Origin of the sequence: Nocardioides sp. (assembly GCF_964228225.1) — a bacterium.
GTDB lineage: Bacteria > Actinomycetota > Actinomycetes > Propionibacteriales > Nocardioidaceae > Nocardioides.
On sequence record NZ_CAXQZB010000040.1, the window covers coordinates 24050 to 49816 of the forward strand.

General features: G+C 75.3%; 16 protein-coding genes. 9 read left to right on the top strand and 7 right to left on the bottom strand.

Annotation, left to right across the window (positions count from 1 at the left end):
* From cydD to ACERUJ_RS08845, 3 genes are read right to left on the bottom strand one after another with little or no spacing between them, the layout of a single operon-like run.
* On the bottom strand, window positions 1-3471 hold the full coding sequence (cydD, locus tag ACERUJ_RS08835) for a thiol reductant ABC exporter subunit CydD (RefSeq protein WP_370248146.1): 3471 nt from the start codon (window positions 3469-3471) through the stop codon (window positions 1-3).
* The gene (gene cydB, locus ACERUJ_RS08840) at window positions 3468-4502 is read right to left on the bottom strand and encodes a cytochrome d ubiquinol oxidase subunit II (protein WP_370248147.1); all 1035 of its coding nucleotides are present in this window, start codon (window positions 4500-4502) and stop codon (window positions 3468-3470) included. Before cydB ends, cydD begins: the two co-directional genes overlap by 4 nt.
* Window positions 4503-4544: 42 nt before the next feature.
* Complete coding sequence (locus tag ACERUJ_RS08845; protein WP_370248148.1) at window positions 4545-6011, bottom strand: cytochrome ubiquinol oxidase subunit I; 1467 nt, start codon at window positions 6009-6011, stop codon at window positions 4545-4547.
* A gap of 98 nt (window positions 6012-6109) precedes the next feature.
* Between ACERUJ_RS08845 and ACERUJ_RS08850 the strand changes: the two genes are divergently transcribed.
* The 7 genes from ACERUJ_RS08850 (at window position 6110) to ACERUJ_RS08880 (ending at window position 14718) form a co-directional block, all read left to right on the top strand.
* On the top strand, window positions 6110-6481 hold the full coding sequence (locus tag ACERUJ_RS08850) for a BlaI/MecI/CopY family transcriptional regulator (protein WP_370248149.1): 372 nt from the start codon (window positions 6110-6112) through the stop codon (window positions 6479-6481).
* Between the two features lie 21 nt (window positions 6482-6502).
* Window positions 6503-7423 carry a M56 family metallopeptidase gene (locus ACERUJ_RS08855; RefSeq protein WP_370248150.1) on the top strand — a complete coding sequence of 307 codons (921 nt, stop codon included), beginning with the start codon at window positions 6503-6505 and terminating at the stop codon, window positions 7421-7423.
* 183 nt (window positions 7424-7606) lie between these two features.
* Window positions 7607-10345 (top strand): DNA translocase FtsK, encoded by a 2739-nt coding sequence (locus ACERUJ_RS08860; protein ID WP_370248151.1) that lies wholly within the window; start codon window positions 7607-7609, stop codon window positions 10343-10345.
* A complete protein-coding gene (locus tag ACERUJ_RS08865) occupies window positions 10342-11994 on the top strand; it encodes a helix-turn-helix domain-containing protein (protein ID WP_370248152.1) in 1653 nt (550 codons plus the stop codon). Before ACERUJ_RS08860 ends, ACERUJ_RS08865 begins: the two co-directional genes overlap by 4 nt.
* A 212-nt stretch (window positions 11995-12206) precedes the next feature.
* The gene (rimO, locus tag ACERUJ_RS08870; protein ID WP_370248153.1) at window positions 12207-13634 is read left to right on the top strand and encodes a 30S ribosomal protein S12 methylthiotransferase RimO; all 1428 of its coding nucleotides are present in this window, start codon (window positions 12207-12209) and stop codon (window positions 13632-13634) included.
* Window positions 13631-14242: a CDP-diacylglycerol--glycerol-3-phosphate 3-phosphatidyltransferase gene (gene pgsA, locus ACERUJ_RS08875; RefSeq protein ID WP_370248154.1), complete on the top strand. Its 612-nt coding sequence runs from the start codon at window positions 13631-13633 to the stop codon at window positions 14240-14242. The genes rimO and pgsA overlap by 4 nt, the downstream gene beginning before the upstream one ends.
* A 170-nt stretch (window positions 14243-14412) precedes the next feature.
* The gene (locus tag ACERUJ_RS08880) at window positions 14413-14718 is read left to right on the top strand and encodes a helix-turn-helix domain-containing protein (protein WP_370248155.1); all 306 of its coding nucleotides are present in this window, start codon (window positions 14413-14415) and stop codon (window positions 14716-14718) included.
* A gap of 87 nt (window positions 14719-14805) precedes the next feature.
* On the opposite strand, the gene ACERUJ_RS08885 is transcribed toward ACERUJ_RS08880, so the two are convergent.
* From ACERUJ_RS08885 to ACERUJ_RS08900, 4 genes are all read right to left on the bottom strand, one after another.
* A complete protein-coding gene (locus ACERUJ_RS08885; RefSeq protein WP_370248156.1) occupies window positions 14806-19494 on the bottom strand; it encodes an ATP-dependent helicase in 4689 nt (1562 codons plus the stop codon).
* A gap of 72 nt (window positions 19495-19566) precedes the next feature.
* Window positions 19567-20292, bottom strand: coding sequence for an NUDIX domain-containing protein (locus tag ACERUJ_RS08890; RefSeq protein ID WP_370248157.1), 726 nt, complete (start codon window positions 20290-20292; stop codon window positions 19567-19569).
* Window positions 20289-20861 carry an isochorismatase family protein gene (locus tag ACERUJ_RS08895; protein ID WP_370248158.1) on the bottom strand — a complete coding sequence of 191 codons (573 nt, stop codon included), beginning with the start codon at window positions 20859-20861 and terminating at the stop codon, window positions 20289-20291. Before ACERUJ_RS08895 ends, ACERUJ_RS08890 begins: the two co-directional genes overlap by 4 nt.
* Window positions 20858-22168 (bottom strand): nicotinate phosphoribosyltransferase, encoded by a 1311-nt coding sequence (locus ACERUJ_RS08900; protein WP_370248159.1) that lies wholly within the window; start codon window positions 22166-22168, stop codon window positions 20858-20860. Before ACERUJ_RS08900 ends, ACERUJ_RS08895 begins: the two co-directional genes overlap by 4 nt.
* 292 nt (window positions 22169-22460) lie before the next feature.
* On the opposite strand from ACERUJ_RS08900, the gene ACERUJ_RS08905 reads away from it, so the two are divergent.
* Window positions 22461-23966, top strand: coding sequence for an APC family permease (locus ACERUJ_RS08905; protein ID WP_370248160.1), 1506 nt, complete (start codon window positions 22461-22463; stop codon window positions 23964-23966).
* A 92-nt stretch (window positions 23967-24058) separates the two neighbouring features.
* On the top strand, window positions 24059-25767 hold a 1709-nt coding region (locus tag ACERUJ_RS08910; protein WP_370248161.1), incomplete at its 3' end, for a class I SAM-dependent DNA methyltransferase.

The following is a 25767-nucleotide window of genomic DNA, read 5'->3' on the forward strand; positions in this document are numbered from 1 at the left end:
TCAGGCGGCTCCCGGGGGTTCGTCGTACCGACCGTCCCTGCGGTTTCCCGGCCTGGAAACAGCAGGACCGGTTGGTACGACGTCGGCCCGGCCCGGCGTCTGCAGCCGGACGACGTCGTCGAGCAGGTCCAGGGCCTCCTCGGTGTGGGTGATCCACACCAGGCTGCGGGTGCCGCGTGCGTCGAGGACGTCGTGGGCCAGGACCCGTGCGGTGACGTGGTCGAGGTGGGCGGTCGGCTCGTCGAGCACCCAGACGTCGGGATCGGCCAGCAGCAGCCGGGCGAGCCCGATCCGCGCGCGCTCCCCGCCCGAGACCCCGACCCCGCCGTCGCCGATGCGGGTCTGCAGCCCCGCGGGGAGCCCGGCCAGCCAGTCGCCCAGCCGGGCCGCCTCGAGCGCGGCGCGCACCTGGGCGTCGTCGGCCCCAGGACGGGCCAGGCGCACGTTCTCGACCACGGTGGAGGAGAAGAGCCACGGGTCGTCGCCGAGCCAGCCGATGCGACGCCGCACGTCCTCGCCGCGCAGCGCGGGGATCCCGGTGCCGCCGAGCCGTGCGTCGCCCGCCTCGGGCAGCAGGAACCGCGCGAGCACGGCGGCGAGGGTGGACTTGCCCGAGCCCGAGGGGCCCGCCACGGCCAGCGCTGCTCCCTCCGGCAGCACCAGCCGTGGCAGATCGAGGGCCGTCGCGGTGGGCCCCGCGGCCGGCCAGCCGGCCCGCAGCCCGGTGACGACGACGTCGTGGCCGGGCGGCGGCGGCGCGGGACGCCGCGGGTCGGCCGCGGCCGGCGCGACGTCGGCCAGGGCGTCGAGTCGGGCCAGCGCGGCCCCGGCCCCGACGCCGGCGGAGGCGGCGGCGCCCAACGGGAGCACGACCTCCAGCAAGGCCACCGGCACGAGCACCAGCAGCGCCGCCACGGGGCCGGGGGTGGGGGCGACGAGCGCGGCCACGGCCGCCACGGTCGCCGCGGTGACGAGCAGGGGCCACGCCTGCGCCGCCCCGGCCCACCGCGCGGCCGCCACGCGACGCCGCGACGCCCCGCGGTCGGTGGCGGCCACGGCGGCCAGAGCCGGCTCCAGGGCGTCCCAGTCGCGCAGCGGGTCGACCTGGTCGAGCAGCGCCGTCACCCGCGTGGCGAGCACCCCGCGCGCGGCGACGGCGGCGCCGAGATGACGCTGGGCGCCGAGCCGCGCCACCGCGGTGGCACCCGCAGCCGCGACCACCGACCCGAGTCCGATCGCGACCGCGGAGGCGGGGGAGAGCAGGGCCCCGACGGCGATCGTCAGCAGCGTCGTCCCTGCCCAGGTCCAGCGCGGCACGCGCACCCGCACGGTGAGGTCGACGACGGCGTCGACGTCGTCCACGACGGCGGCCAGCAGGTCGCCGCGACGCCCGAGCCGGCCCGGCACCAGCGGCACGAGGTCGTCCCACACCTTCACCCGGCGCCGGGCGAGCGCACGCAGCGCGGCGTCGTGGGTGAGCAGCCGCTCGGCGTAGCGCAGGACTGGGCGCCCGAGGCCGAATGCCCGCACCCCGACGATCGCGACCATCAGGGTGAGCACCGGCGGGTGGTCGGCGGCGCGGGCGATGAGCCAGCCGGCCGTGGCGGTGAGCGCGACGCCGCAGCCCGAGGCGCCGATGCCGGCGAGGGTGCCGACCAGGAGCCGTCGCCGCTCGGCGTGCTCGCCCCCGGTCGGCTCCGGCGCGGGGGCGGCAGGTGCGTCGGCGCGTGGTGCGTCCGCACGGTCGCCCGAGGCCGCGAGCTGGGTCGGCCTCGGGCGCGGCAGGGGGAGAGGCGCCGGGGCCGGCAGCGTCACGACGGTGGTGGCGGCGGCCAGCACGGCGGGTCGGTGCGACACGACGACGACGGTGCGGCGCTGCGCCAGCTCGCGCAGGACGTCGACCACGAGGGCCTCGGTGGCCGGGTCCAGGTGCGCGGTGGGTTCGTCGGCCAGGACCACCGGGCGGTCCGAGACCAGGACCCGCGCCAGGGCGAGCCGGGCCCGTTGGCCGGCTGACCAGCCGGCGCCGTCCTCGGCCAGCCGGTGGTCCAGGTCCGTCGGCAGGCCGACCCGGGTCAGGGTGCGGCGCAGCACGGCGTCCTCCTCCGGGCCGCCGGTGGTCGCGCCGGGGCGCAGGGCGGCGCGCACGGTGCCCTCGGGCACCCACGGCCGCTGGTCCAGCGCCGCGATCTGGCGGCGCCACCACACGGGGTCGATGTCGGTGAGCGGCACGCCGTCCACCTCCACCGCGCCCGCCGACGGCACCAGGCGTCCGGCGAGCGCCGCCAGGAGCGTGGACTTGCCCGCGCCCGAGGGGCCCACCACGACGGTGAGCCCGCGGGCCGGGACGTCGGCGTCGAGGCCGACGACGGCCGGGGTCGCGCGACCGGGCCAGCCCAGCGCCACCCCGCGCACGCGCAGGCCGTCGCGCGGTCCGGTCCGCTCGCAGGGCCGGCGCTGACCGTGCGTGCGCACCGCGGTGCGGTCCTGCAGGTCCTGCCAGGCCGCGAGGGTGGCGGCGCCCTCGGCGGCGGCGTGGAACTCCGCGCCCACCCGCCGCCAGGGCCAGTAGGCCTCCGGCGCGAGCAGCAGCACGACGAGCGCGGTGTCGAGGTCGAGGTGGCCGGCGGCGAGCCGGAGGCCGACGACCACGGCCACCAGTGCCACCGAGAGGGTCGCGACGAGCTCGAGCACCAGCGAGGAGGCGAAGGCCAGTCGCAGCACCGGCAGCTGCGCGCGGCGCGCCTGCTCGCTGACCGCGGCGATGCGGTCGTGCTGGGCGCGGGCCCGGCCGTGGGCCACGAGCGTCGGCAGCCCGCGCAGCAGGTCGACGAAGTGGCCCGCCAGCACGCTCAGGCTGCGCCACTGCCGGTCCACGCGGTCGCGGGTGGCGAGCCCGATCAGGGCGGCGAAGAGCGGCACGAGCGGCAGCGTGGCCGCCACGACGCCGGCCGCGAGGAGGTCGGCGCGGGCGAGGGCGGCGAGGGTCAGCAGCGGCAGCACGAGCGCGAGCACCAGGGCGGGCAGGTAGCGCACCAGGTACGGCTCGAGCGCGCTCACGCCGCGGGTGGCCAGCGCGGCGAGCTCGCCCAGTCGGTGGCGGGGGTGCGGCACGGCGTCCCCGTGGTCGTGGTCGCCGGTGTCGGACTCGGTGTCGGACTCGGTGTCGCCGAGCCGGGCGGCGGCGCGGAGGGTGTCCTGGCGCAGTTGGGCGCCGATGCGGCCCGCCGCCCGGGTGGTGGCGGTCTCGGCGACCATCCCGGCCGCGCCCCGGCCCAGCAGGACCGCGGCCAGCGCCAGCGCCGCGCCGTGCCACGGACCGCCCGTGATCACCGCGACCAGCAGCGCCGCGAGGGCGACGGCCTGCGCCACGATGAGTCCCGCGAGCACGGTCTGGGCGAGGGCGGCGACGCCGAGGGCGCGGGCTCCCGGGCGCAGCAGCGGCAGGACCCGGGGGTCCAGCGGCTTCATGCCACGCCCTCCCGCTCGGGATCGGCGGACGTGGTCGACGCACCCGGCAGGTGCTGCACGCCGATGCGGCGGCGGAACACCCAGTAGGTCCAGGCCTGGTAGCCCACCACGACCGGCGTCATCGCCGCGGCCACCCAGGTCATGAGCGTGAGGGTGTACGGCGTCGCGGCGGCGTTGGTGGTGGTGAGGCTGTGGGCGGCGACGTCGGCGGGCATCACCTGGGGGAACAGGGCGAGGAACAGGCCGGCCACCGCCAGGGCGATCGCGGCGAAGGTCCCGAGGAAGGCCCGGCCCTCGTGGTCGGTGGCGGCCGCGACCAGTCCCGCCACCAGTGCCAGTGCCGCGCCGACGAAGGCCACGGCCGAGGCCGGCGTGCCGGTGATGGCCTGGGTCCAGACCAGGAACGCCACCGCCGCGAGCGCCGTGACCAGCCCGACCTCGACCGCCAGCGCGGAGGCGCGACTGCGCACGGGGCCGAGGGTCTTCAGGGCCAGGAACATCGCGCCGTGGGTGGTGAACAGGCCCAGGGTCACCAGTCCGCCGAGCAGGGCGTAGGGGTGGAGCAGGGTGAGCAGGGAGCCGGTGAACTCGTGGTCGGCGTCGAGCGGCACGCCGTGCAGGAGCGCCCCGAACGCGACCCCCCACAGCACCGCCGGCGTCCAGGAGCCTACGATCACCGCACGGTCCCAGCGGGCGCGCCAGGCGGCGTCGTCGCGGTGGTGGCGGTACTCGAAGGCCAGGCCGCGCACGATCATGGCCAGCAGGATGAGCAGCAGCGGCAGGTAGAAGCCGCTGAACAGCGTGGCGTACCACTCGGGGAAGGCGGCGAAGGTCGCGCCGCCGGCCACGAGGAGCCAGACCTCGTTGCCGTCCCAGACCGGGCCGACGGTGTTGAGCAGGACCCGGCGCTCGGCCTCGTCGCGCGCGAGCACGGGCAGCAGGATCCCGACTCCGAAGTCGAATCCCTCCAGGCAGAAGAAGCCGATCCACAAGACGGCGATGAGGCTGAACCAGACGGTGGTGAGTTCCATGGCGTGCTCCGGGCGCAGGGTCGGTGGGGTGGCGGGTGCGGGTCAGTAGGCGAAGGTCAGTGGGACGTCGTCGTCCTGGGGCCCGCGCAGGGTCGGCGCAGGCGGTTCGACGTAGGCCGGGGCGCCCGTGCGGATCGTGTGCAGCAGCAGCCGGACCTCGATCACCGCGAGCACGGCGTAGACGAGGGTGAGCGCGGCGAGCCCGAGGGCCGCCTCGGTCACCGAGACGCCCGGCGAGACGGCGTGGTCGACGGTCATCAGGCCGAACACGGCCCAGGGCTGGCGCCCCATCTCGGTGAAGATCCAGCCGAAGGAGTTGCCCGCGACGGCGAGCAGGGGCAGCCCCACCAGGAGGCGGCCGAACCAGCGCGAGGTCGGCATGCGGTCGCGCCGGGTGAGCAGCAGCACCAGGCCGGCGCCCGCGGAGGCGGCCATGCCGAGCCCGATCATGAGCCGGAAGGACCAGTAGGTCACCGGGATGGTGGGCGCGTAGTCGCCGGCGCGGTAGTAGGCGGTGCCCGGGTCGCTGCCGTAGGTCGCGCGGTACTGCGCGCGCAGGTCGTCGATGCCGGCGATGGCACCGTCGGTGGATCCGGTGCCGAGGTAGGACAGCAGGCACGGCACGGTCACCGAGAACTTCTCGCTGCGCCCGTCGGGGGTGCCGAGGGTGAGGATCGAGAAGGGCGCGCAGGAGTCGGCGGAGTCGTAGAGGCCCTCGGCGGCGGCCATCTTCATGGGCTGCACCTCGGTCATCACCTTGCCCTGGAGGTCGCCGGTGACCGCCACGGCCAGCCCGGCCACCAGGGCGACGCCGGCGCCGAGCCGGATCGCGCGCCGGTACATCCCGCGGTCGGCCTCGCCGACCGGACGCCCGTCGGCGTCACGCCGCCAGGCCAGCCACCCTGCGACGGCGACGAGGAACGCCGCCGCGGTGAGGTAGGAGGCGGCGATGACGTGGGGGAAGGTGACGAGCTGGACCTTGTTGGTCATCACCGCGGCGATGTCGGTGAGCTCCGCGCGGCCGGTGTCGGGGTTGAAGCGGTAGCCCACGGGGTGCTGCATCCAGGAGTTGGCGGCGAGGATGAACCAGCTCGAGGCCAGGGTGCCCAGGTGCACGATCCAGATCGTGGCCAGGTGGAGGCCGCGGGGGAGCCGGTCCCAGCCGAAGATCCACAGGCCGAGGAACGTGGACTCCAGGAAGAAGGCGACCAAGCCCTCCATCGCCAGCGGGGCCCCGAAGACGTCGCCCACGAAGCGGGAGTAGTCGCTCCAGTTCATGCCGAACTGGAACTCCTGCACGATGCCGGTCACGACGCCGATGGCGAAGTTGATGAGCATCAGGGTGCCGAAGAGCCGGGTCAGGCGCAGGTAGTCGGGGTGGCGGGTGCGCAGCCAGCGGGTCTGCAGGACCGCGACCAGGGCGGTGAGGCCGATCGAGAGCGGCACGAAGACGAAGTGGTAGACGGTGGTGATCCCGAACTGCCACCGCGCGAGGTCGACGACGTCCATGAGGTCCTCCCATGCGTAGTACTACTGCTTTGCGTACTACAGACCGTAGTAACTACGACCGACTGTAGTACGCGGTTCGCCGTAGGTACAATCACCTCGTGCCCTTCTCGCAACTCGGCGACCTCGAGCGCTCCGTCATGGAGCGGCTCTGGCTCGCGCCCGAGACCTACGCCACCGTGCGGGAGGTCCATGCCGACCTCGCCGCCGAGCGCGACCTCGCCTACACGACCGTCATGACCGTGCTCGACCGGCTCGAGCGCAAGGGCCTGGTGGTGCGCGAGCGCGACGGCCGGGCCTACCGCTACCGGCCCCGGGGCAGTCGGGCCGCGATGACCGCCGAGATCCTGCACGAGACCCGGGCCGACTTCACCGGCCACGACCGGGCCACCGCGCTGGTCGCCTTCGTCGAGGGCGCCTCGCCCGAGGACGCCACCGCCCTGCGCGCGGCGCTGGCCGCCCTCGAGGACTGAGCGCCGCCCCATGGATCGGCCGTGATCGCGCCGTCGGTGCTGGGGCTGCTGGCCCTGGTGCTCGCCGGCCCGGTGCCGGTGCTGCTGCTGCGCCTGCCGGCGCTGCGTTCCACCCCGCGCGCCGCGGTCGTGCTGTGGCAGAGCGTGGCGCTCGCGGCGGTGCTCGCCGCGCTCGGCGCCGGCGTGCTGCTGGCCACCGACCGCGGGTGGCGGCATCGCGACGAGCTCGACGCCCTGCTCGTCGCCGGCGTCGCCCTGGTGGTCGTGCTCGTGGTGGCCGCGCGGCTGCTGGTGCACGGCCACCGGATCGGCACCCGGCTGCGGCTCCTGCGACGTCGTCACCGCGCGCAGCTCGACGTCGTCGGCACCCGCTCAGCGCCGGGCGTGCGCCTGCTCGACCACGACGTCCCCCTGGCCTACTGCGTGCCGGGCGACCGCCCGGGCCAGTCCCGCGTCGTCCTCACCGCCGGTGTGCTCGCCCGACTCGGCGCCGACGAGGTCGACGCCGTCCTGGCCCACGAGCGGGCCCACCTGCGGGCCCGCCACGACCTCGTGCTGGAGGCGTTCTCGGTGCTGCACGCCGCCTTCCCGCGCGGGGTGCGCAGCGCGGCGGCGCTCAGCGAGGTCCGGCTGCTCGTGGAGGTCCTGGCCGACCGGGCCGCGGTGCGCGGCCGTGGCCGGGAGGGGCGCCGCGACCTCGGCCGCGCGCTGGTCGGCCTCGCCCAGGCGCGCGCCGACGACGCCGGCCCGCCCGGTGTGTCGGGCCATCCGCCCGGTGTGCTGCTCGGCGCCGCCGACGTCGACCTCGTCGTGCGGGTGCGGCTGCTCGCCGACGAGCGGCCCCACCGGCTTCAGGCCGCGCTCGCGCTCCTCGCCGCCGCGGCCCTGCTCCTGCTCCCCACCCTCGCCGTCGTCCTGCCCTGGGCGCGGGACCTGGCCTAGGGCGGCTCCGGGGGTTCGTCGCACCAACCGTCTGTGCTGTTCTCGGGCCGAGAAACAGCACAGACGGTTGGTACGACGACCACCGCGGCGACCACGAGGGGCGGTGAGAGGCGTGACAGATGGTGAAGACACGCATTCCTGTGGTCCCTGTGGCTGGTGTGAAAGTGGCCTAGGTTTGGTGTCATGGCGACCCGTACGTCTTCCCCGACGGGTTCGCGAGGCACCTCCACCTCCACCTCAACCGGTCGAGGAGGCGGTTCCCGCGCCCCCAGTCGCGCTCGGAAGTCCACCAGCACCCGCAAGCCCCGCGCGAGCACCAGCACGCGCAAGCCCGCGTCCGGCAAGGCCAGCTCGGCACGCAAGGGCAGCGCCGCCGGCAAGGGCCGCAAGCCCGCCGCGCGGCCGGCACCGCGCGCGGTGCGCAGCGGGCGGGGACCGGTCGCCACCGTCTTCCTCGCCCTCGCCCGTGGTCTCGCCGCGTGCTGGCTCGCCCTGGCCCACGGCCTCGGCGCGATCGCGCGCGGCATCGGCCGCAGCGCCCGCGACCTCGAGCCCGAGCACCGCCGCGACGGCGTCGGCCTGACCCTGGTGGCGCTGGCCTGCGTGGTCGCGGCCGCCGTGTGGTTCGAGGTGCCCGGCGGTCTCATGGACGGCGTGCGGGTGGCCGTGGTCGGCACGGTCGGCAAGATCGGGTGGCTGGTGCCGCTGGCGATCGTGTGGTCGGGCTGGCGCCTCCTGCGCGACCCCGTCGGTCAGGGACCGGCCGGACGGCAGGCGGTCGGCTGGGCCGCCCTCGGTCTGGGCGTGCAGGGCATCGTGCACCTCGCCGGCGGCAACCCCCAGCCCGTGTCGGGCGACACCTCCTCGCTGCGCGAGGCCGGGGGAGCGGTGGGCTACGTCGTCTCCTCGCTGATGCTGGACCTGCTGCGGTCCTCCGCGCTCGTGGTCTGCGTGCTGGCGCTGGTGAGCGTCTTCGGGGTGCTCGTGATCACCGCGACCCCGCTGTACCGGGTGCCCGAGCGGCTCGCGCACCTCGCCGACCTGCTCGTCGGCCACCGCAGCTCCTGGGACCAGCACGACGACGTCCGCGCCGACGACGACCTCGAGCTGCCCGAGCACGCCGTGCCCTACGACAGCCCCGTGGTGGAGACCCGCGAGACCCGGCGGCGTCGGGTGCGCGGGCTGGACGAGCTGCCCGCCAGCGACCCCTTCGACCCCTCCGACCCCGGCCCGGCGGCGGAGGGCGCGGCGGGCCCTGACGCCCTCGACGTCGCCCTGGGCCTGGACGACGCCCCGGCGTCCGCCCTGCCCGACCCCGGCCCCGCGACCGCGGCCTGGAGCCCGCCGGTGGACGACGACGAGCCGACCCCGGCCCGCGACGCCCACGCCGACCTGCTGCCCCCGGCGCACACCCCGGTGGAGCCGCGCATGGAGCAGCTCGCGCTCTCCGGCGACATCGTCTACTCGCTGCCGACCCACGAGATCCTCAAGGAGGGCTCGCCGCACAAGGCGCGCAGCAAGGCCAGCGACGAGATCGTCGGCCGCCTCACCCAGGTGCTCGACGAGTTCAACATCGACGCGCAGGTGACCGGCTACACCCGCGGCCCGACCGTCACCCGCTACGAGGTGGAGCTCGGCCCGGCGGTGAAGGTCGAGAAGATCACCGGCATCCAGAAGAACATCTCCTACGCCGTGGCCTCGGCCGACGTGCGGATCCTCAGCCCGATCCCCGGCAAGTCCGCGGTGGGGGTGGAGATCCCGAACCTCGACAAGGAGATCGTCTCCCTCGGCGACGTGCTGCGCTCGCGCGTGGCCCGCAGCGACCACCACCCGATGGTGGCCGGCCTCGGCAAGGACGTCGAGGGCGGGTTCGTGGTGGCCAACCTCGCCAAGATGCCCCACCTGCTGGTGGCCGGCGCGACCGGCTCGGGCAAGTCGAGCTTCATCAACTCGATGATCACCTCGGTGCTCATGCGCGCCACGCCGGACGAGGTGCGGATGATCATGGTCGACCCCACGCGGGTCGAGCTCAACGCCTACGAGGGCGTGCCGCACCTGATCACCCCGATCATCACCAACCCCAAGAAGGCCGCCGAGGCCCTCGCGTGGGTCGTGCGCGAGATGGACCTGCGCTACGACGACCTGGCCAACTTCGGGTTCCGCCACGTCGACGACTTCAACAAGGCGGTGCGGGCCGGCAAGGTGGAGGTGCCGCTGGGCAGCGAGCGCGTGCTCACCCCCTACCCCTACCTGCTCGTCATCGTCGACGAGCTCGCCGACCTCATGATGGTCGCCCCGCGCGACGTCGAGGACGCCGTCGTGCGCATCACCCAGCTGGCCCGCGCGGCGGGCATCCACCTGGTGCTCGCCACCCAGCGCCCCTCGGTGGACGTCGTCACCGGTCTGATCAAGGCCAACGTGCCGAGCCGGCTCGCCTTCGCCACCTCCTCCCTCGCCGACAGCCGTGTCATCCTCGACCAGCCGGGTGCGGAGAAGCTGGTCGGTCAGGGTGACGGTCTGTTCCTGCCGATGGGTTCCTCCAAGCCCATCCGCGTGCAGGGCTCGTGGGTCACCGAGGCCGAGATCGCGGCGGTGGTCGCGCACTGCAAGGAGCAGCTGCAGCCCACCTACCGCGACGACGTCACCGCGCCGGCGCAGAGCAAGCGCGAGCTCGACGACGACATCGGCGACGACATGGACCTGGTGATCCAGGCCATCGAGCTGGTCGTCTCCACCCAGTTCGGCTCGACCTCGATGCTGCAGCGCAAGCTGCGGGTCGGGTTCGCCAAGGCCGGGCGCCTGATGGACATCCTCGAGTCCCGCGGCGTCGTCGGTCCCTCCGAGGGCTCCAAGGCCCGCGACGTGCTGATCAAGCCCGACGAGCTCGACGCCGTCATCTTCACCATCCAGGGGGAGCAGTGAGCCTCGACCAGCGTGGACCCGCCACCGACCACGGTCCGATCGAGCCGGCTGCCGACCGGCCCACACCGTCCGCGGAGGACGTCGTGGAGGTGCACCGCGACGGCCTGGTCTCCGCCCTCCTCGGCGGTCTCGCCCTGCTCCTGGCCGGTGCGTACGCCTGGCGCATCGCGAGCGGTGGGTCGGCGGCGTGGGACGTCGCGGCCCTGCTCGGCCTCATCGGCCTGGTGGTGTGGCAGCTCGTGACCCTGCTGGACGCGCGGGTGCCGCTGATGGTGCTCGACGACCGCGGCGTGCGCGCCCGGCGCGGGCGCACCTGGACCGGCGTCGCGTGGCCCGAGGTCACCGGCGTCGAGCACCAGCCGCGGGCCTCGCTGCTGCGCGACGGCGCGCTCACCATCCGCCGCAGCGACGGCGACCCGATCGGGGTGCGGCTCTCCCTCGGCACCCGCCTGGTCGGTGCGGACTGGCACGAGCTCACCGAGGCGCTGGAGGACCTCAGCGCCGGCTTCACCGCCGTCGCCGTCGTGGACCCGCCACGCTGGGTCGAGACCGTCGAGCCCGGGCCCGACGAGGAGCCGCTGATCCAGACCCGCGACCTGCGGCCGGAGGTCGACGCACCGGCCGGCGCGCTGGTCGAGCAGCCGGTCGAGCAGCCGGTCGAGCAGCCCGACGAGCAGCCGTCGGCGGGGATCGCCGGGGTGACCGAGCCCGTCGACGTCGTCGAGACGGCCGCACCCGACGAGGACGACGAGGACGACGAGGATCAGGGCGCCGCACCGACGCGCGCGCTGAGCCTGGGCCGTCGTGGCGACGTCGTGCTGCCGCCGCGTCCGCGGTGGCGTCGCGTCGAGGAGGAGGTCGCTCCCGACGCCGTGACCCCGGTGGACGGCGCGCCGGTCGTGGATGCCGAGCCGGACGCGACCGCGGTGGTGCGGGTCAGCGACCCCGTGATCGGGCCCGATCTGGCCGCCGCGCGCACCGGGCTGCGGCTCAGCGTGGAGCAGGTGGCCGAGCGCACCCGCATCCGGACCCACATCATCGAGGCCATCGAGGTCGACGACTTCGCCGCCTGCGGGGGCGACTTCTACGCCCGCGGTCACCTGCGCACCCTCGCGCGGGTGCTCGGGGTGGACGCCGCCCCGCTGCTGGCCCGCTACGACGACCGCTACGCCGACGCACCCCTGGACCCGCGCTGCGTGTTCGAGGCCGAGTTGTCCACCGGCACCGGGGCGCTGCGCGGTACCCGCGGTGGCGTGAACTGGTCGGTGCTCGTGGCCGCCGTGATGGCCGGGGTGCTGGTGTGGTCGGTGGCACGTCTGGTGACCGGTGCCCCGGAGCCGGCGGCCAGCCGGGTCGTGCTCAACGGCTCCCCGGGCCAGAAGGGGGCGCTCAGCAGCGCGACCACCGGGAACGTCGTCACGGTCGAGGTCACCGCCGCCACCGGCGGGGCGCGGGTCGAGATCCGCGACGCCCGCGGCCGGGTGGTGTTCAACGAGGACCTCGCCTTCATGCAGACCGCGCGCGTGGACGCGCTCGCCCCGGTGCGGATCCGCTCCACCGACGGCGGCCTGAGCGTCACCGTCGGCGACACCGACCACGGCGCCCTCGGTGCCACCGGACGCCAGGCGGAGCGCACCTTCGCGGGCTGAGGCCGCCCACGGCCGGGGCGACACAGCGCTGCTCGGGTGCGCCGGAGCCAGGTGGTCCGGCGCACCCGTCGTCGTCCCTGCACCGTCCCTGCACCGGCCGTGCGCCGGGTGCCGCGGCGACCGCGCCGGTGGTGACGCGTGGCGGAGGCCACCACGCCGCCCGCGTCGCGCGTTGCGTCCGGAGCGCCGCCGCGCGGCATACTCGACCCGACATGAGTTCACATCCCAGCCCCGACCGGCCCGACGCGCCCCTCACCGTCGCGATGCTCACCCTCGGGTGCGCACGCAACGAGGTCGACTCCGAGGAGCTGGCCGGCCGCCTCGCTGCCGACGGGTTCCGCCTCGTCGACGACCCCGACCAGGCCGACACCGTGGTGGTCAACACCTGCGGCTTCGTCGAGCAGGCCAAGAAGGACTCCGTCGACGCGCTGCTCGAGGCCGCCGACCTCAAGGACCACGGCCGCACGCGCGCCGTCGTCGCGGTGGGGTGTCTGGCCGAGCGCTACGGCAAGGACCTCGCGGAGTCGCTGCCCGAGGCCGACGCCGTGCTCGGGTTCGACGACTACGAGGACATCGCCGGGCGGCTGCGCTCGATCCTGGCGGGCGAGACGCACCACCCCCACACACCGCAGGACCGGCGCCGCCTGCTGCCGATCACGCCGGCCGAGCGTGCCGCGCCCGCGGTCGCGCCCCGCACCCGGCTCGAGTCCGGTCCGACGGCGCCGCTGAAGCTGGCCAGCGGCTGCGACCGCCGCTGCACCTTCTGCGCGATCCCCAGCTTCCGTGGCGCGTTCGTGAGCCGGCGTCCCTCCGACGTCGTCGCCGAGGCGCGGTGGCTGGCGGGCGAGGGCGTGCGCGAACTGTTCCTGGTCTCGGAGAACTCCACCTCCTATGGCAAGGACCTCGGCGACATCCGGCTGCTGGAGACGCTGCTGCCCGAGCTGGCGGGCATCGACGGCGTGGAGCGGGTGCGGGTGTCCTACCTGCAGCCCGCCGAGGTGCGGCCCGGGCTGCTCGAGGCGATCGCCGGCACACCCGGCGTCGTGCCGTACTTCGACCTGTCCTTCCAGCACGCCAGCGCCGCGGTGCTGCGGCGGATGCGGCGCTTCGGCGACCCCGAGAACTTCCTGGCGCTGCTCGACCGGGTCCGCGCGCTCGCGCCGGAGGCCGGCGTGCGCTCGAACGTCATCGTCGGGTTCCCGGGGGAGACCGAGGAGGACCTGCAGACGCTGTGCGACTTCCTCGTCGCGGCCCGGATGGACGTCACCGGCGTGTTCGGGTACTCCGACGAGGACGGCACCGAGGCGGCCGGCTTCACCGACAAGCTCGATCCCGACGAGGTCTGGGCGCGCACCCAGCAGGTGCAGCAGCTGGTCGAGGAGCTCAACGCCCAGCGGGCCGAGGAGCGGATCGGCGAGGTCGTGGAGGTGCTCGTGGAGTCCCTCGACACCGACAGTGACACCGACGGCGGCGACGACGGCGCCACCGCGGAGGGCCGGACCGGCTTCCAGGGCCCCGAGGTCGACGGCACCACCCGCCTGCTCGGCACCGGTCACCGCATCGGTGACCTCGTCACCGCCACCGTGGTCGCCACCGACGGCGTCGACCTCGTGGCCCGCCCCACCGGAGTCGCCCGATGACCGAGACCTCGACCGCCCCGAGCAACTGGAACCTGCCCAACGCGCTCACCACGCTGCGGATCCTGCTGGTCCCGGTGTACGGCTGGGCGCTGCTGGCCCACGACCACGACTCGGTCATGTGGCGCACGATCGCCTGGGGGATCTTCTTCGTGGCGATGGCCACCGACAAGATCGACGGCGACCTCGCCCGCGCGCGCAACCTCGAGACGAACTTCGGCAAGATCGCCGACCCCATCGCCGACAAGGCACTGACCGGCACTGCGCTCGTCGCGCTCTCGATCATCGGCGACGTGTGGTGGGCCGTGACGATCCTGGTGCTGCTGCGCGAGTGGTCGATCACCCTGCTGCGGCTCTCGGTCGCCAAGACCGTCGTGATCGCCGCGAAGGCCAGCGGCAAGTGGAAGACGACCTTCCAGGGGCTCGCGCTGGGTATGCTCACCCTGCCCGGCAAGCAGGTCGACGGCTGGCTCGACGTGCCGGGGCAGATCTGGTTCTACGCCGCGCAGGGACTGCTCGCCGTCGCCGTCGTGATGACCGCCTACTCCGGCTACGAGTTCTTCCGCGACTTCGCCCGCCAGCGCCGCGAGGCCGCGCCCGCCACGGTCTGAGCAGCGCCTGTTCGCTGAGGGCTGACGGCCCGGCGCCCCGGTCGTCCCGCGGGGTGAGGCTGTCGGCGCGCGGGCACGCCACGATCGGGCGTGTCATCGGCTGGGTTCCCCCCGGGAAGACACAGCCCTCCGGTAGCGTTGCGTTCACTGTCAGGAAAGGGAGGCCGCTCATGGTGCTGTTTCGTCGATCGCTCGGCGACGTCCTGCGTGAGCGTCGTCTCGAGCGCGGGCTCACGTTGCGTGAGGTCTCGGCCGAGGCCCGGGTGAGCCTGGGCTACATCTCCGAGATCGAGCGCGGACAGAAGGAGGCCTCCTCCGAGCTGCTCGCCTCGCTGTGCGGCGCCCTCGAGCTCCCGCTCTCCCAGGTCCTGCGCGAGGTCTCCGACGCGGTCGCGCTCGAGGAGGCCGCCGCCGCCGGCGCCACCCCGATCCCCGTGCCCGCGCCGCGCCCCGACGTCGTCGCCTCCGCCGCCTGACCCTGCCCCCCTGTCGGACCCCGCCGGAAATCCGGCGCCGAGGGCGCGAGCGCGAGCGCGACGCCGGCGGACCGGGTGGTGGGCGCCTCAGCCGCGGAGGCGCAGGCCCTGGGGGCCGGCGATGAAGCCGGCGTCCTCCAGCGCCTGCCGCAGCGGGCTGCCGCCTCGCCCGAGCAGGGCCTCGCCGTCGGCCTTCTCGACCGTGAGCCGGCCCAGGGCGCCCGAGCGCACCCGCTCGGCGAGGGCCGCGGCCGCGGGGTGCAGGACCTCGGGCTCCTCGCTCCAGGTGAGCAGGGTGCGGCCGCCGCGCTCGACGTAGAGCGCCAGGGCGCCGTCGACGAGCACGACGAGCGCGCCCGCCTTGCGCCCGGGCCGGTGACCGCCGTCGGACTCGGGCCAGGGCAGGGCCGCGCCGTAGGGGTTCGCGGGGTCGGTGGCGGCGAGGGCCAGCGCGACCGGGGCGGCGTCGGCCGGCACCTCGGCGAGGCTGCGCAACCGGTCGACGGCGCCGCTGGTGCCGAACTGCGCGGCGCCGAGGCCCTCGACGAAGTAGCCGCGGCGGCAGCGACCGGAGTCCTCGAAGGCGCTGAGCACCTTGTAGACCGCGGCGAACCCGCCGCTGACCCGCTCGCTCACCGCACTGCCGCGCAGCACCACGCCGTGGCGCTCCAGCAGGCCCTCGGCGGCGGCGTGGGCCCGGCGGGTGGCGTCGGTCTCGATCTCGGGCAGCAGCGACCAGCGCCCGGCGGTCTCGGGAGGGCCGCTGCGGATCATCCGGCCGCCGGCGCCGGCCCGCGGGATGCGACCGGGGCGGGGCGGGGGGCGCCGGGACTTGTGGGTGGTGCGGCCGCCCCGCAGCAGGGCCCGCAGCGGGGTGAGGGTGTCGTTGCCGACCAGCCCGGCCCAGACGAGGTCCCAGAGGGCCGCGGCGAGGTCGGCGTCGGTCAGCGAGGCGCGGCCGACTTCGCGCCGCACCGTCTCGGCGATCTGGTGGAAGAACCAGGCGCCACCGCCGTCGAGGGCGGCCAGCAGGGCGTCGGTGAGCTCACCGGCCGGCGGCGCCTCCGGCTCGGGGAGGGTGAGGTGGGCCTGGTCGGCCAGGTGCAGCGACACCCAGCCGTCGGTGCCCGGCAGGCTGCCGTGGCCCGCCCACAGCACCTCCCCGGAGGCGGTGAGCTCGTCGAGCAGGGAGGGCTCGTAGTCGCGCACCCGGGAGGCCAGCACCAGCGGTTCGAGTGCGCTCGCGGGCACCGGCGCCCCGGCGAGCTGCTCCACGGCGGTCAGGACGCCGTCGACGCCGCGCAGGCCCCGACCGGTGACGTGCTGCCAGGCCGCGAGGAACCGTCCGAGCGCCCGCGGCTCGACCGGCTCGATCTCCTGCCGCAGCCGGGCCAGGGAGCGTCGGCGCAGGCGTCGCAGGACCTCGGCGTCGCACCACTCGCTGCCCGATCCGCCCGGCCGGAACTCGCCCTCGAGCACGCGGCCCTGGGCGGCGAGGCGCTGCAGGGTGTGGCGCACCACCGCGACGCCGAGCCCGAACCGGGCGGCGACGTCGTCGGTGCGGAACGGGCCGTGGGTGCGGGCGTAGCGGGCGAGCAGGTCGCCCAGGGGGTCCTCCACGGGCTCCGCGAACGCGTCGGGCGTGCCGGGCGGCACCGGCACGCCGACGCCGTCGCGCAGCCGGGCGACGTCCTCGATCGCGACCCAGCGCGGCTCGCCCGCGATGCGCACCTCCACGGCGCGGCGCGCGGCGCCCAGGGAGCCGAGCCATGTCGTGGCCCGGGCCAGGGTGTCGGCCCCGGTGTCGCCCCCGGCATCGCCCCCGGCATCGCTGTCGGCCGGGACGCACCGCTGCGCGACCTCGGCCGCCGAGAGCGGTCCGAGCAGGCGCAGGAGGTCGGCCACGCCCTCGGCGTCGCGGGCCCGCCGGTCGGGGGCGAGCCGTTGGAGCTCGGCCTCGACCTCGGCCAGTACCTCGGGGTCGAGCAGCTCGCGCAGCTCGGCGCGGCCGAGCAGCTCGGCCAGCAGCGACTGGTCCAGGCTCAGGGCCGCTGCGCGCCGCTCGGCCAGCGGGGAGTCGCCCTCGTAGACGAACTGGGCGACGTAGCCGAACAGCAGGGTGCGCGCGAACGGCGAGGGCGTGGTGGTGGCGATGTCGGCGACCGTGACCTCGCGGCGGTCCAGCCGCTTCATGAGGTCGGTGAGCGCCGGCAGGTCGTAGACGTCCTGCAGGCACTCGCGCACGGCCTCCAGCACGATCGGGAAGGTGGGGTAGCGCGAGGCGACCTCCAGCAGCGCGGCGGCGCGTTGCCGCTGCTGCCACAGCGGCGAGCGGCGTCCGGGGTCGCGTCGCGGCAGCAGCAGCGCCCGCGCCGCGCACTCGCGGAACCGCGCGGCGAACAGTGCCGAGCCGCCGACCTCGGTGGTGACCAGCGCCTCGATCTCCTCGGCGTCGAAGACGACGATCTCGGCGGTGGGCGGCTCACCGTCGGTGTCGGGCAGCCGGATCACGATGCCGTCGTCGCTGGCCATCGCCTGCCCGTCGATGCCGTAGCGCTCGCGCAGCCGGGCGTTGATCGCCAGCGCCCACGGGGCGTGCACGGGCGTGCCGTAGGGGGAGTGCAGCACGAGCCGCCAGTCGCCCAGCTCGTCGCGGAACCGCTCGAGCAGCAGGGTGGTGTCGCTGGGCAGCAGCCGGGTGGCCTCGGCCTGGTCGGTGAGGTAGGTGACGAGGTTGTCGGCGGCGTAGGCGTCCAGACCGGTCTCCTCGGCGCGGGCGCGGGCGGCGTCGGGGGCCAAGGAACCCAGCTCCCGCACGAAGGCACCGATGGCGGCCCCGAGCTCGGCGGGTCGGCCGAGCGTGTCGCCCTTCCAGAACGGCAGCCGCCCGGGCAGACCGGGCGCGGGGGTCACGAGCACGCGGTCGTGGGTGATGTCCTCGATGCGCCAGCTCGTGGCCCCCAGGGCGAAGACGTCGCCCACCCGCGACTCGTAGACCATCTCCTCGTCGAGCTCGCCCACGCGCTTGCCCGGCCCCTCCGCCCCGGCGAGGAAGACCCCGAACAGGCCCCGGTCGGGGATGGTGCCGCCGCTGGTGACGGCGAGCCGCTGCGCGCCCGGACGCCCCGTGAGGGTGCCGGCGACGCGGTCCCACACCAGCCGGGGCCGCAGCTCGCTGAACTCCTCGCTCGGGTAGCGCCCGCTGAGCAGGTCGAGCACGGCCTCGAAGGCCGAGCGCGGCAGGTGGGTGTAGGGCGCCGCGCGCCGCACCTCGGCGAACAGCTCCTCGACGTCGACCGGTTCGAGCGCGCAGGCCGCCACGATCTGCTGGGCCAGCACGTCGAGGGGGTTCTGCGGCACGCGCAGCGCCTCGATGCCGCCCTCGCGCATCCGCTGCACGGCGACCGCGGTCTGGGGGAGGTCGCCGCGGTGCTTGGGGAACAGCACGCCGCGGGAGACCTCGCCGACCTGGTGTCCGGCGCGCCCGACCCGCTGCAGCGCGCTGGCCACCGAGGGCGGCGACTCGATCTGCACCACGAGGTCGACCGCACCCATGTCGATGCCCAGCTCGAGGCTGCTGGTGGCCACCACCGCGGGCAGCCGGCCCCGTTTGAGGTCGTCCTCGATGAGCGCCCGCTGCTCCTTGCTGACCGACCCGTGGTGGGCCTTGGCGATCACCGGCGCCCCGACGACGACGCCCGCGGCGGTGCCGCTGGCCCCCGGCGCCGCCGCCGGCACGGCGACCGGCCCCGCGGCGTCCACCTCCCCGGCGTCGACACCGGCCCGCTCGGCGGCGATCTCGTTGAGCCGCGCGGTGAGCCGCTCGGCGAGGCGGCGGGAGTTGGCGAACACGATCGTGGAGCGGTGCTGCTCGATGAGGTCGACCACGCGCGACTCGACGTAGGGCCACAGGCTGCGGCCCCGGCCGTCCTCGGAGCTCGGCCCGGCGAGGGCGCCGAGTTCGGCGGCCCAGGCCGGTTGCTCGACCACCGGCGCCGGGGCCCGTTCGGGGGCGCCGGGCGGGGCGGCGTCGGGGTCGGTCATGTCGGCCACGGGCACGACCACCCGCAGGTCCCACTCCTTGTGGGCCGGCGGCGCGACGATCTCCACCGGCGCGGCCCCGCCGAGGAAGCGGGCCACCTCCTCCAGGGGGCGGACCGTGGCCGAGAGCCCGATCCGCTGGGCCGGGCGTTCGAGCAGGCCGTCGAGCCGCTCGAGCGAGAGCGCGAGGTGGGCGCCGCGCTTGGAGCCCGCCACGGCGTGCACCTCGTCGAGGATCACCGTCTCGATTCCTCGCAGGTTCTCCCGGGCGCGGGAGGTGAGCATCAGGTACAGCGACTCGGGGGTGGTGATGAGGATGTCGGGCGGCCGGGACGCGAGGCTGCGCCGCTCCTGGGCGGGGGTGTCGCCCGAGCGCACCCCGACGGTGACGTCGCCGACCTCGACGCCGAGACGCGCCGCGGTGTGGCGGATGCCGGTGAGCGGGGCCCGCAGGTTGCGCTCGACGTCGACGCCCAGCGCCTTGAGCGGGCTGAGGTACAGCACGCGGGTGCGGTGCTCCTTGGCCTCGGGCGGGCTCGTGGTGAGGAGCCGGTCGAGGGACCACAGGAAGGCGCTGAGGGTCGTGCCCGAGCCCGTGGGCGCCACGACGAGCGCGTGGCGGCCCGCGCTGATCGCGCGCCAGGCCTCCGCCTGCACCGGGGTCGGGGCGGCGAAGGCCGCGCGGAACCAGGTGCGGGTCGGCTCGCTGAACTCCTCGAGGGCCGCCGGGGTCACGCCCGACAGTCTGGCCGAGGCCACCGACACCCGGGCGGGTGGGCGCGGCGGGCCGGGCGCGGGAGGGCCCGCTCAGTCCTCGCCGGGGGTGCGCAGCATCGGGGGCGAGATCAGCCGCGCCGGGCCGCGCCGGTACAGCCGGGCGGGCCGGCCGCTGTCGCCGCCGTGGTCGTCGGTGGCGACGACGAACCCCTCGGTGCCCAGCACCTTGCGCCGGAAGTTGCCGAGATCCGGCGGCGCACCCCACACCGCGGCGTAGACGCGGCGCAGGTCTCCCAGGGTGAACGGCTCGGTGACGAACTCCAGGGCGAGGGTCGTGTACTCGAGCTTGGCCCGCACGCGCTCCAGGGCATCGGTGAGGATCTCGGCGTGGTCGAAGGCGAGCACCGGGGCCGCCGCGGCGGGTGCCGGATCGAGGATCTCCTCGACCGGCCACCACCGCGCCTCCGCGGCGTCGGAGCCCGCGGTCGGGTCGGGCAGGTCCGGTGCCAGCACGACGTGGGCCACCGAGACCACGCGGTCGCGGGGATCGCGGTCGGGGGCGCTGTAGGTGCGCAGCTGCTCGAGATGACCGCTGCCAGGCACCTGCCCCATCCCGGTCTCCTCGGCGAGCTCGCGCCAGGCCGCGGTCTCGGCGTCCTCGGTCGGCCCAACGAACCCGCCGGGCAGCGCCCAGGCACCCTCGAAGGGCGGCACGCCGCGCCGCACGAGCAGCACGTGCAACCGGTCGGCGCGCAGGGTGAGGACCGCGAGGTCGACGGCGAGCGCCACGGAGGGGACGAGGGGCGCGGCGCTCACACCGACGCCCCCGCCTCGGCCATCTCCCGCACCGCCCGGTCGCCGGTCTCGGGGGCCACCGCGGCGTGCAGCCCCGGCAGCAGCCGCACCTCCAGTCCGTGCCCCCGGGCGTCGAGCACGCTGGCCCGCACGCAGTAGTCGGTGGCGATGCCGACGACGTCGAGGGCGGTGACGCCGAGCCCGTCGAGCACGTGCGCCAGGGACCGGCCGTCCTCGGTGACGCCCTCGAAGGCGCTGTAGGCCGCTACGCCCATGCCCTTGCGCACGTGGTGGGTGATCGCGGTGGTGTCGAGCCCGGGGGCGTACTCGGCGCCCTCGGCCCCTGAGACGCAGTGCACCGGCCAGGTGGCGACGTAGTCGGGCTCGGCGCCCGGGGCGGCGAAGTGGCCGTCGTTGGTGCCCTCGGCGTGGTGCCAGTCGCGCGAGGCGACGACGGCGGCGTACTGCTCGGCGTGGGAGCGCAGGTGGGCGGTGATGCCCTCGGCGACGGCGCGGCCCCCGGCGACGGCCAGCGAGCCGCCCTCCACGAAGTCGTTCTGCACGTCGACGATCAGCAGGGCGCGGGTCATGGGTGTCCTCCTCGGTGCGTGGCGGTCAGGAACGGGTTGCCCCCGGTGATGGCGGTGGCCTCGGGGGGCAGGGTGGCCAGCGCGGCGCGGCAGCGATCGCGGACCTCGGGCAGGGTCGGGGTGTGCACGACCTCCCCGGCCCGCACGACGGGCACGCGGACCGGCTCGCCGTCGGGAGTGGCCGCGGGGTCGCCGGTGACGAACCACTCCTCCACGAGCACGCCGTCGTCGTGGCGGCGGTAGGGCGTCTTCGCGCCGCCGACCGAGGCCTTGTCGGCCGAGCGCTTGGCGACCGGCCGCAGCGGGCCGCCGGGGGCGTCGCCCACGGCCACCAGCTTGTAGACCATGCTCGCGGTGGGGTGGCCCGAGCCGGTGGCGACGCGGGTGCCGACGCCGTAGGAGTCGATGGGGGAGTCGGCCAGGGCCGCGATCACGTACTCGTCCAGGTCGCTGGTGACGACGATCCGGGTGCCGGCGGCGCCGAGGGAGTCGAGCAGCGTGCGCGCCCGGGCCGCCTCCTCGGCGAGGTCGCCGGAGTCGATGCGGATCGCGCCGAGCCCGGGACCGGCCACCTCGATCGCGGTGCGGATGCCCGCGGCGATGTCGTAGGTGTCGACCAGCAGCGTCGTGCCCACCCCCTGGGCCGCCACCTGGGCGGCGAACGCCTCCCGCTCGGTGGGGTGGGCCAGGGTGAAGGCGTGGGCGGCGGTGCCCATGGTCGGTACGCCGTAGCGGCGCCCGGCGGCGAGGTTGCTGGTGGCGTCGAAGCCCGCGACGTAGGCCGCCCGCGCCACGGCCACCGCCGCCTCCTCGTGGGTGCGCCGGCTGCCCATCTCCAGCAGCGGTCGGTCGCCGGCCGCGAGGCGCATCCGGGCCGCGGCGCTCGCGATCGCGCTGTCGTGGTTGAGGATGCTCAGCACGAGCGTCTCGAGCAGCACGCCCTCCGCCAGGGTGCCCCGCACCTGCAGCACGGGGCTGCCGGGCAGGTAGAGGTCACCCTCGGGGTAGGCGTCGATCTCGCCGCGGAACCGGAAGTCGGCCAGGTAGGCCGCGGTGGCGTCGTCGACCACCCCCTCGCGCCGCAACCAGGCGACGTCGTCGGGCTCGAAGATGAAGCGCGGCAGGTGCTCGAGCAGCCGGCCGAGGCCGGCCAGCACGCCGTAGCGGCGGCCCTCGGGCAGGCGGCGGGCGAAGACCTCGAACACCGCGGGGTGCTCGGCCCGTCCCTCGGCGAGGAACGAGCGCAGCATCGTCAGCTCGTAGCGGTCGGTGAGGAGTCCCGAGGGGGCCATCGCCGCCTCCTTCATCAGTAGTCAGAATGACTATAACCTGCGGGTGGAAGAAGTCCAGTCCCCGGCGTGTCGCGCGATCGGTTCTCAGGCGGATCCGCGACGGATCCGTCCGATGTGCGGCGATGTCGTTGCCCTCGGGCCCTGCGGGCCACAGAATCAGGCACCACCTGCGGCGGAGCAGGGGCGCGTGGACATCGGGATCGACGTCGCCCACCTCCCCGCCCCACCGCCGAGGGCGACGACGCCATCGGCTCCAGCGACGGCGCGCGCCGTCACCGATGATGGAAGGACCTCGATGAGTTCATCGATGCAGTCCAAGAAGGGCCTGAGCACCGGATCCCTGGGTCTGGTCGCCAGTGTCGCGCTGGGGGTGTCGGTCATCGCGCCCGCGTACACCCTCACCGCCTCGATCGCCTACGCCGCGCAGGAGGTCGGGCCGCAGCTGCCCGCGATCTTCCTCATCGGTTTCATCCCGATGCTGCTGGTGGCCTACGGCTACCGCGAGCTCAACGCCGACACCCCCGACAGCGGCACCTCCTTCACCTGGGCCACCAAGGCCTTCGGCCCCTACGTCGGCTTCATGGGCGGCTGGGGCCTGATCGCCGCGACCGTGATCGTGCTGTCCAACCTCGCCGCCATCGCGGTGGACTTCTTCTACCTCGCGCTCGCGCAGGTCACCGGGGTCGACAGCCTCGAGGACCTCACCAACAACGACGCCGTCAACATCCTCACCTGCACCGCGTTCATGGTGATCGCGGTCTACATCTGCTACCGCGGGATCGAGGCCACGCGTCCGATCCAGTACGTCCTGGTGAGCTTCCAGATCGTCGTGCTCGTGGTCTTCATCGTCGCCGCGATCGCCGGCTCCGGCGGCGCCGACGCGACCAGCGACCTGTCCTTCAGCTGGTCGTGGTTCAACCCGCTGGAGATCGACTCGTTCTCGGCGCTGGCGGCCGGTGTGTCGGTCTCGATCTTCGTCTACTGGGGCTGGGACACCTGCCTGACGCTGAACGAGGAGACCGAGGGCGCCGACTCCACCCCGGGGCGCGCGGCGGTCATCACCGTCACGGTCGTGGTGGTGCTCTACCTGCTCATCGCCGTGGCGGTGCTGCTCTTCGCCGGTCTCGGCACCGACGGGCTCGGACTGAACAACGAGGACATCGCCGACAACGTGTTCGTGGCGCTGGCCTCGCCCGTGCTGGGACCGCTGGCGGTGCTGATGAGCCTGGCGGTGCTCACCAGCTCGGCGGCCTCGCTGCAGTCGACGTTCCTCTCGCCCACGCGCACCATGCTCGCGATGGGCCACTACGAGGCGCTGCCGGCCCGCTACGCCGGGGTGCACCCGCGGTTCAAGTCCCCGGTCTACGCCACGATCGTCTCCGGTGCGGTGGCCACGATCTTCTACGCCGCGATGCGCCTGCTGAGCGAGAACGTCCTGGAGGACACGATCCTCACCCTGGGCCTGATGATCTGCTTCTACTACGGCATCACCGCCTTCAGCTGCGTCTGGTACTTCCGCCGCTCGGCGTTCACCAGCGCCCGCCACCTGGTGTTCCGCTTCCTCGCCCCGCTGATCGGCGGCATCGCGCTGTGGGCGGTGTTCGTCAAGACGCTGGTCGACTCCACCGATCCCGACTTCGGCAGCGGCTCGGCCGTCGGCGGCATCGGTGCGGTGTTCATCATCGGTGTCGGCATCCTGCTGTTCGGCCTCGCGGTGATGGTCTACATGCGGATCACCCGCCCGGCGTACTTCGCCGGCCGGACCCTCAACGCCGAGACCGCGGTGTTCGAGGACCCCTCCGGCCTGGCCTGAGCCGGCCCGTTCCACGGCACCCCGGGATCCGCAGCGGCGGGCCCGGGGCGCCGTCGTCGTCGCGGAGGGGGAGCGCCCTACGCTCGACCCCCGTGGAGTCGACGACGCCGTGGCCGGAGGCCGCCGCCCTGATCGCCGACCACGGCGAGGCGGGCTGGTCGGCGCTGCTGACGGCGGTCACGGCGCACCACGGTCGGCCGGTGCCCGTCGACACCTGGGGGCTCGCGGTGCCCGCCGGTGCGAGCGACCTCACCGGGATGGCGGCCGCGCTGGTCCGCGAGCCCGTCCCGGCGGGCCCGGGGGGATCGGACGTCGGCGCCGCGCTGGCACGGCTCCACCTCGCCCTGCTCGGGGACCGGGACCGCCGGGGGGCGTTCTACACCCCGCCCGACCTCGCCGACTGGCTCGTCGCGCGAGCCCTGGCGGGCGCGCCCGCGGCGACCTCGGTGCTCGACCCGGCCTGCGGGGCGGGCGACCTGTTGCTGGCGGCCCGGCGGCGCGGCGTCCCGTCCCGAGCGCTGCACGGCACCGATCTCGACCCCGTGGCGGTGGCGGTCGCCCGACTCCGGCTGTTGCTGGCGGACCCCGCGGCCGACGTGGACGACGTCGTCGCGCGGCTGCGCGTGGCCGACGGGCTGGGGGAGCATCCGGCCGCGCCGGTGGACGTCGTGCTGGGGAACCCGCCGTTCCTCGGCCGGCTGCGGGCCGCGACCGCGACCACGGCGACGGGCGGGCTCGGCGCCTACACCGACGCCGCCGCGGTCTTCCTGCACCGTGCGCTCGACCTCGTCGCGCCCGGCGGCCGGATCGCGATGGTGCAGCCGGTCTCGGTGCTGGCCGCCCGCGACGCCGTCGCCGTGCGTTCCGCGGTCCTGGATCAGGGCCGGCTGCTGGACCTGTGGGTCGAGCCGGTGACGACCACGGCCGCCACCGGACCGTTCCCGGGACTGCACGTGCAGACGTGCGCGGTGGTCGTGGAACGTGGTCCGGTGACGGGTCGCGACGGTCCCGCCGACGCCGTCGGGGATCGACCGCGCGTGCGGGTCTGGAGCTCCTACGCGCGGGGAGCCCGCGGGCGCCTGCGGCCGGCGCCCCGCGACGCCGCGGGCTGGGCGGCGCTCGGCGCGCGGGCCGGGCGGGTGGAGCACCGCGTGCCCGCGGTGAGGCCCCGCACCCGCGGGGTGCTGGGCGACCTCGCGACGATCACGGCGGACTTCCGCGACGAGTACTACGGCCTGGTGCCCCACGTGCGGGAGGCGGCGGAGCTCGAGGATCCGGAGGCGCCGCGGGCGTGGGCCCCGCTGGTCACCTCGGGCCTGATCGACCCCGCACGCTGCGGGTGGGGTCGTCGGCCGGCCCGGTTCGCGCGACGCACCTGGCAGGCGCCCGCGGTGGCGCCGGCCGACCTCCCCGAGCCGCTGGCGGGGTGGGCCCGGAGCCGGCTGGTGCCCAAGGTCCTGGTCGCGCCGCAGGGCCGGGTCGTGGAGGCGGTGGCCGACCCGGAGGGGCGCTGGCTGCCCTCGGTGCCGGTGATCAGCGTCGTCCCGGTGGTCGGCGGGCCGGAGGACCCGCCGGCGTGGGCGCGTGCCCTCGCGGTCCTGCTGGCTCCCACGACGTCGGCCCTCCTCGCGGCCCGGCTCCACGGCAGCGGGCTGCAGCCCGGAGCGGTCCGGTTCAGCGCCCGCCACCGCGCCGCCGTCCCCTTGCCCGCCGACCAGGGGGCCTGGGACGACGCCGCCCGGCTCTTCCTCGCCCACCCGGCCCCGGCCCCGGTCGACGTCGTCGAGGCGCTGCTCGACGA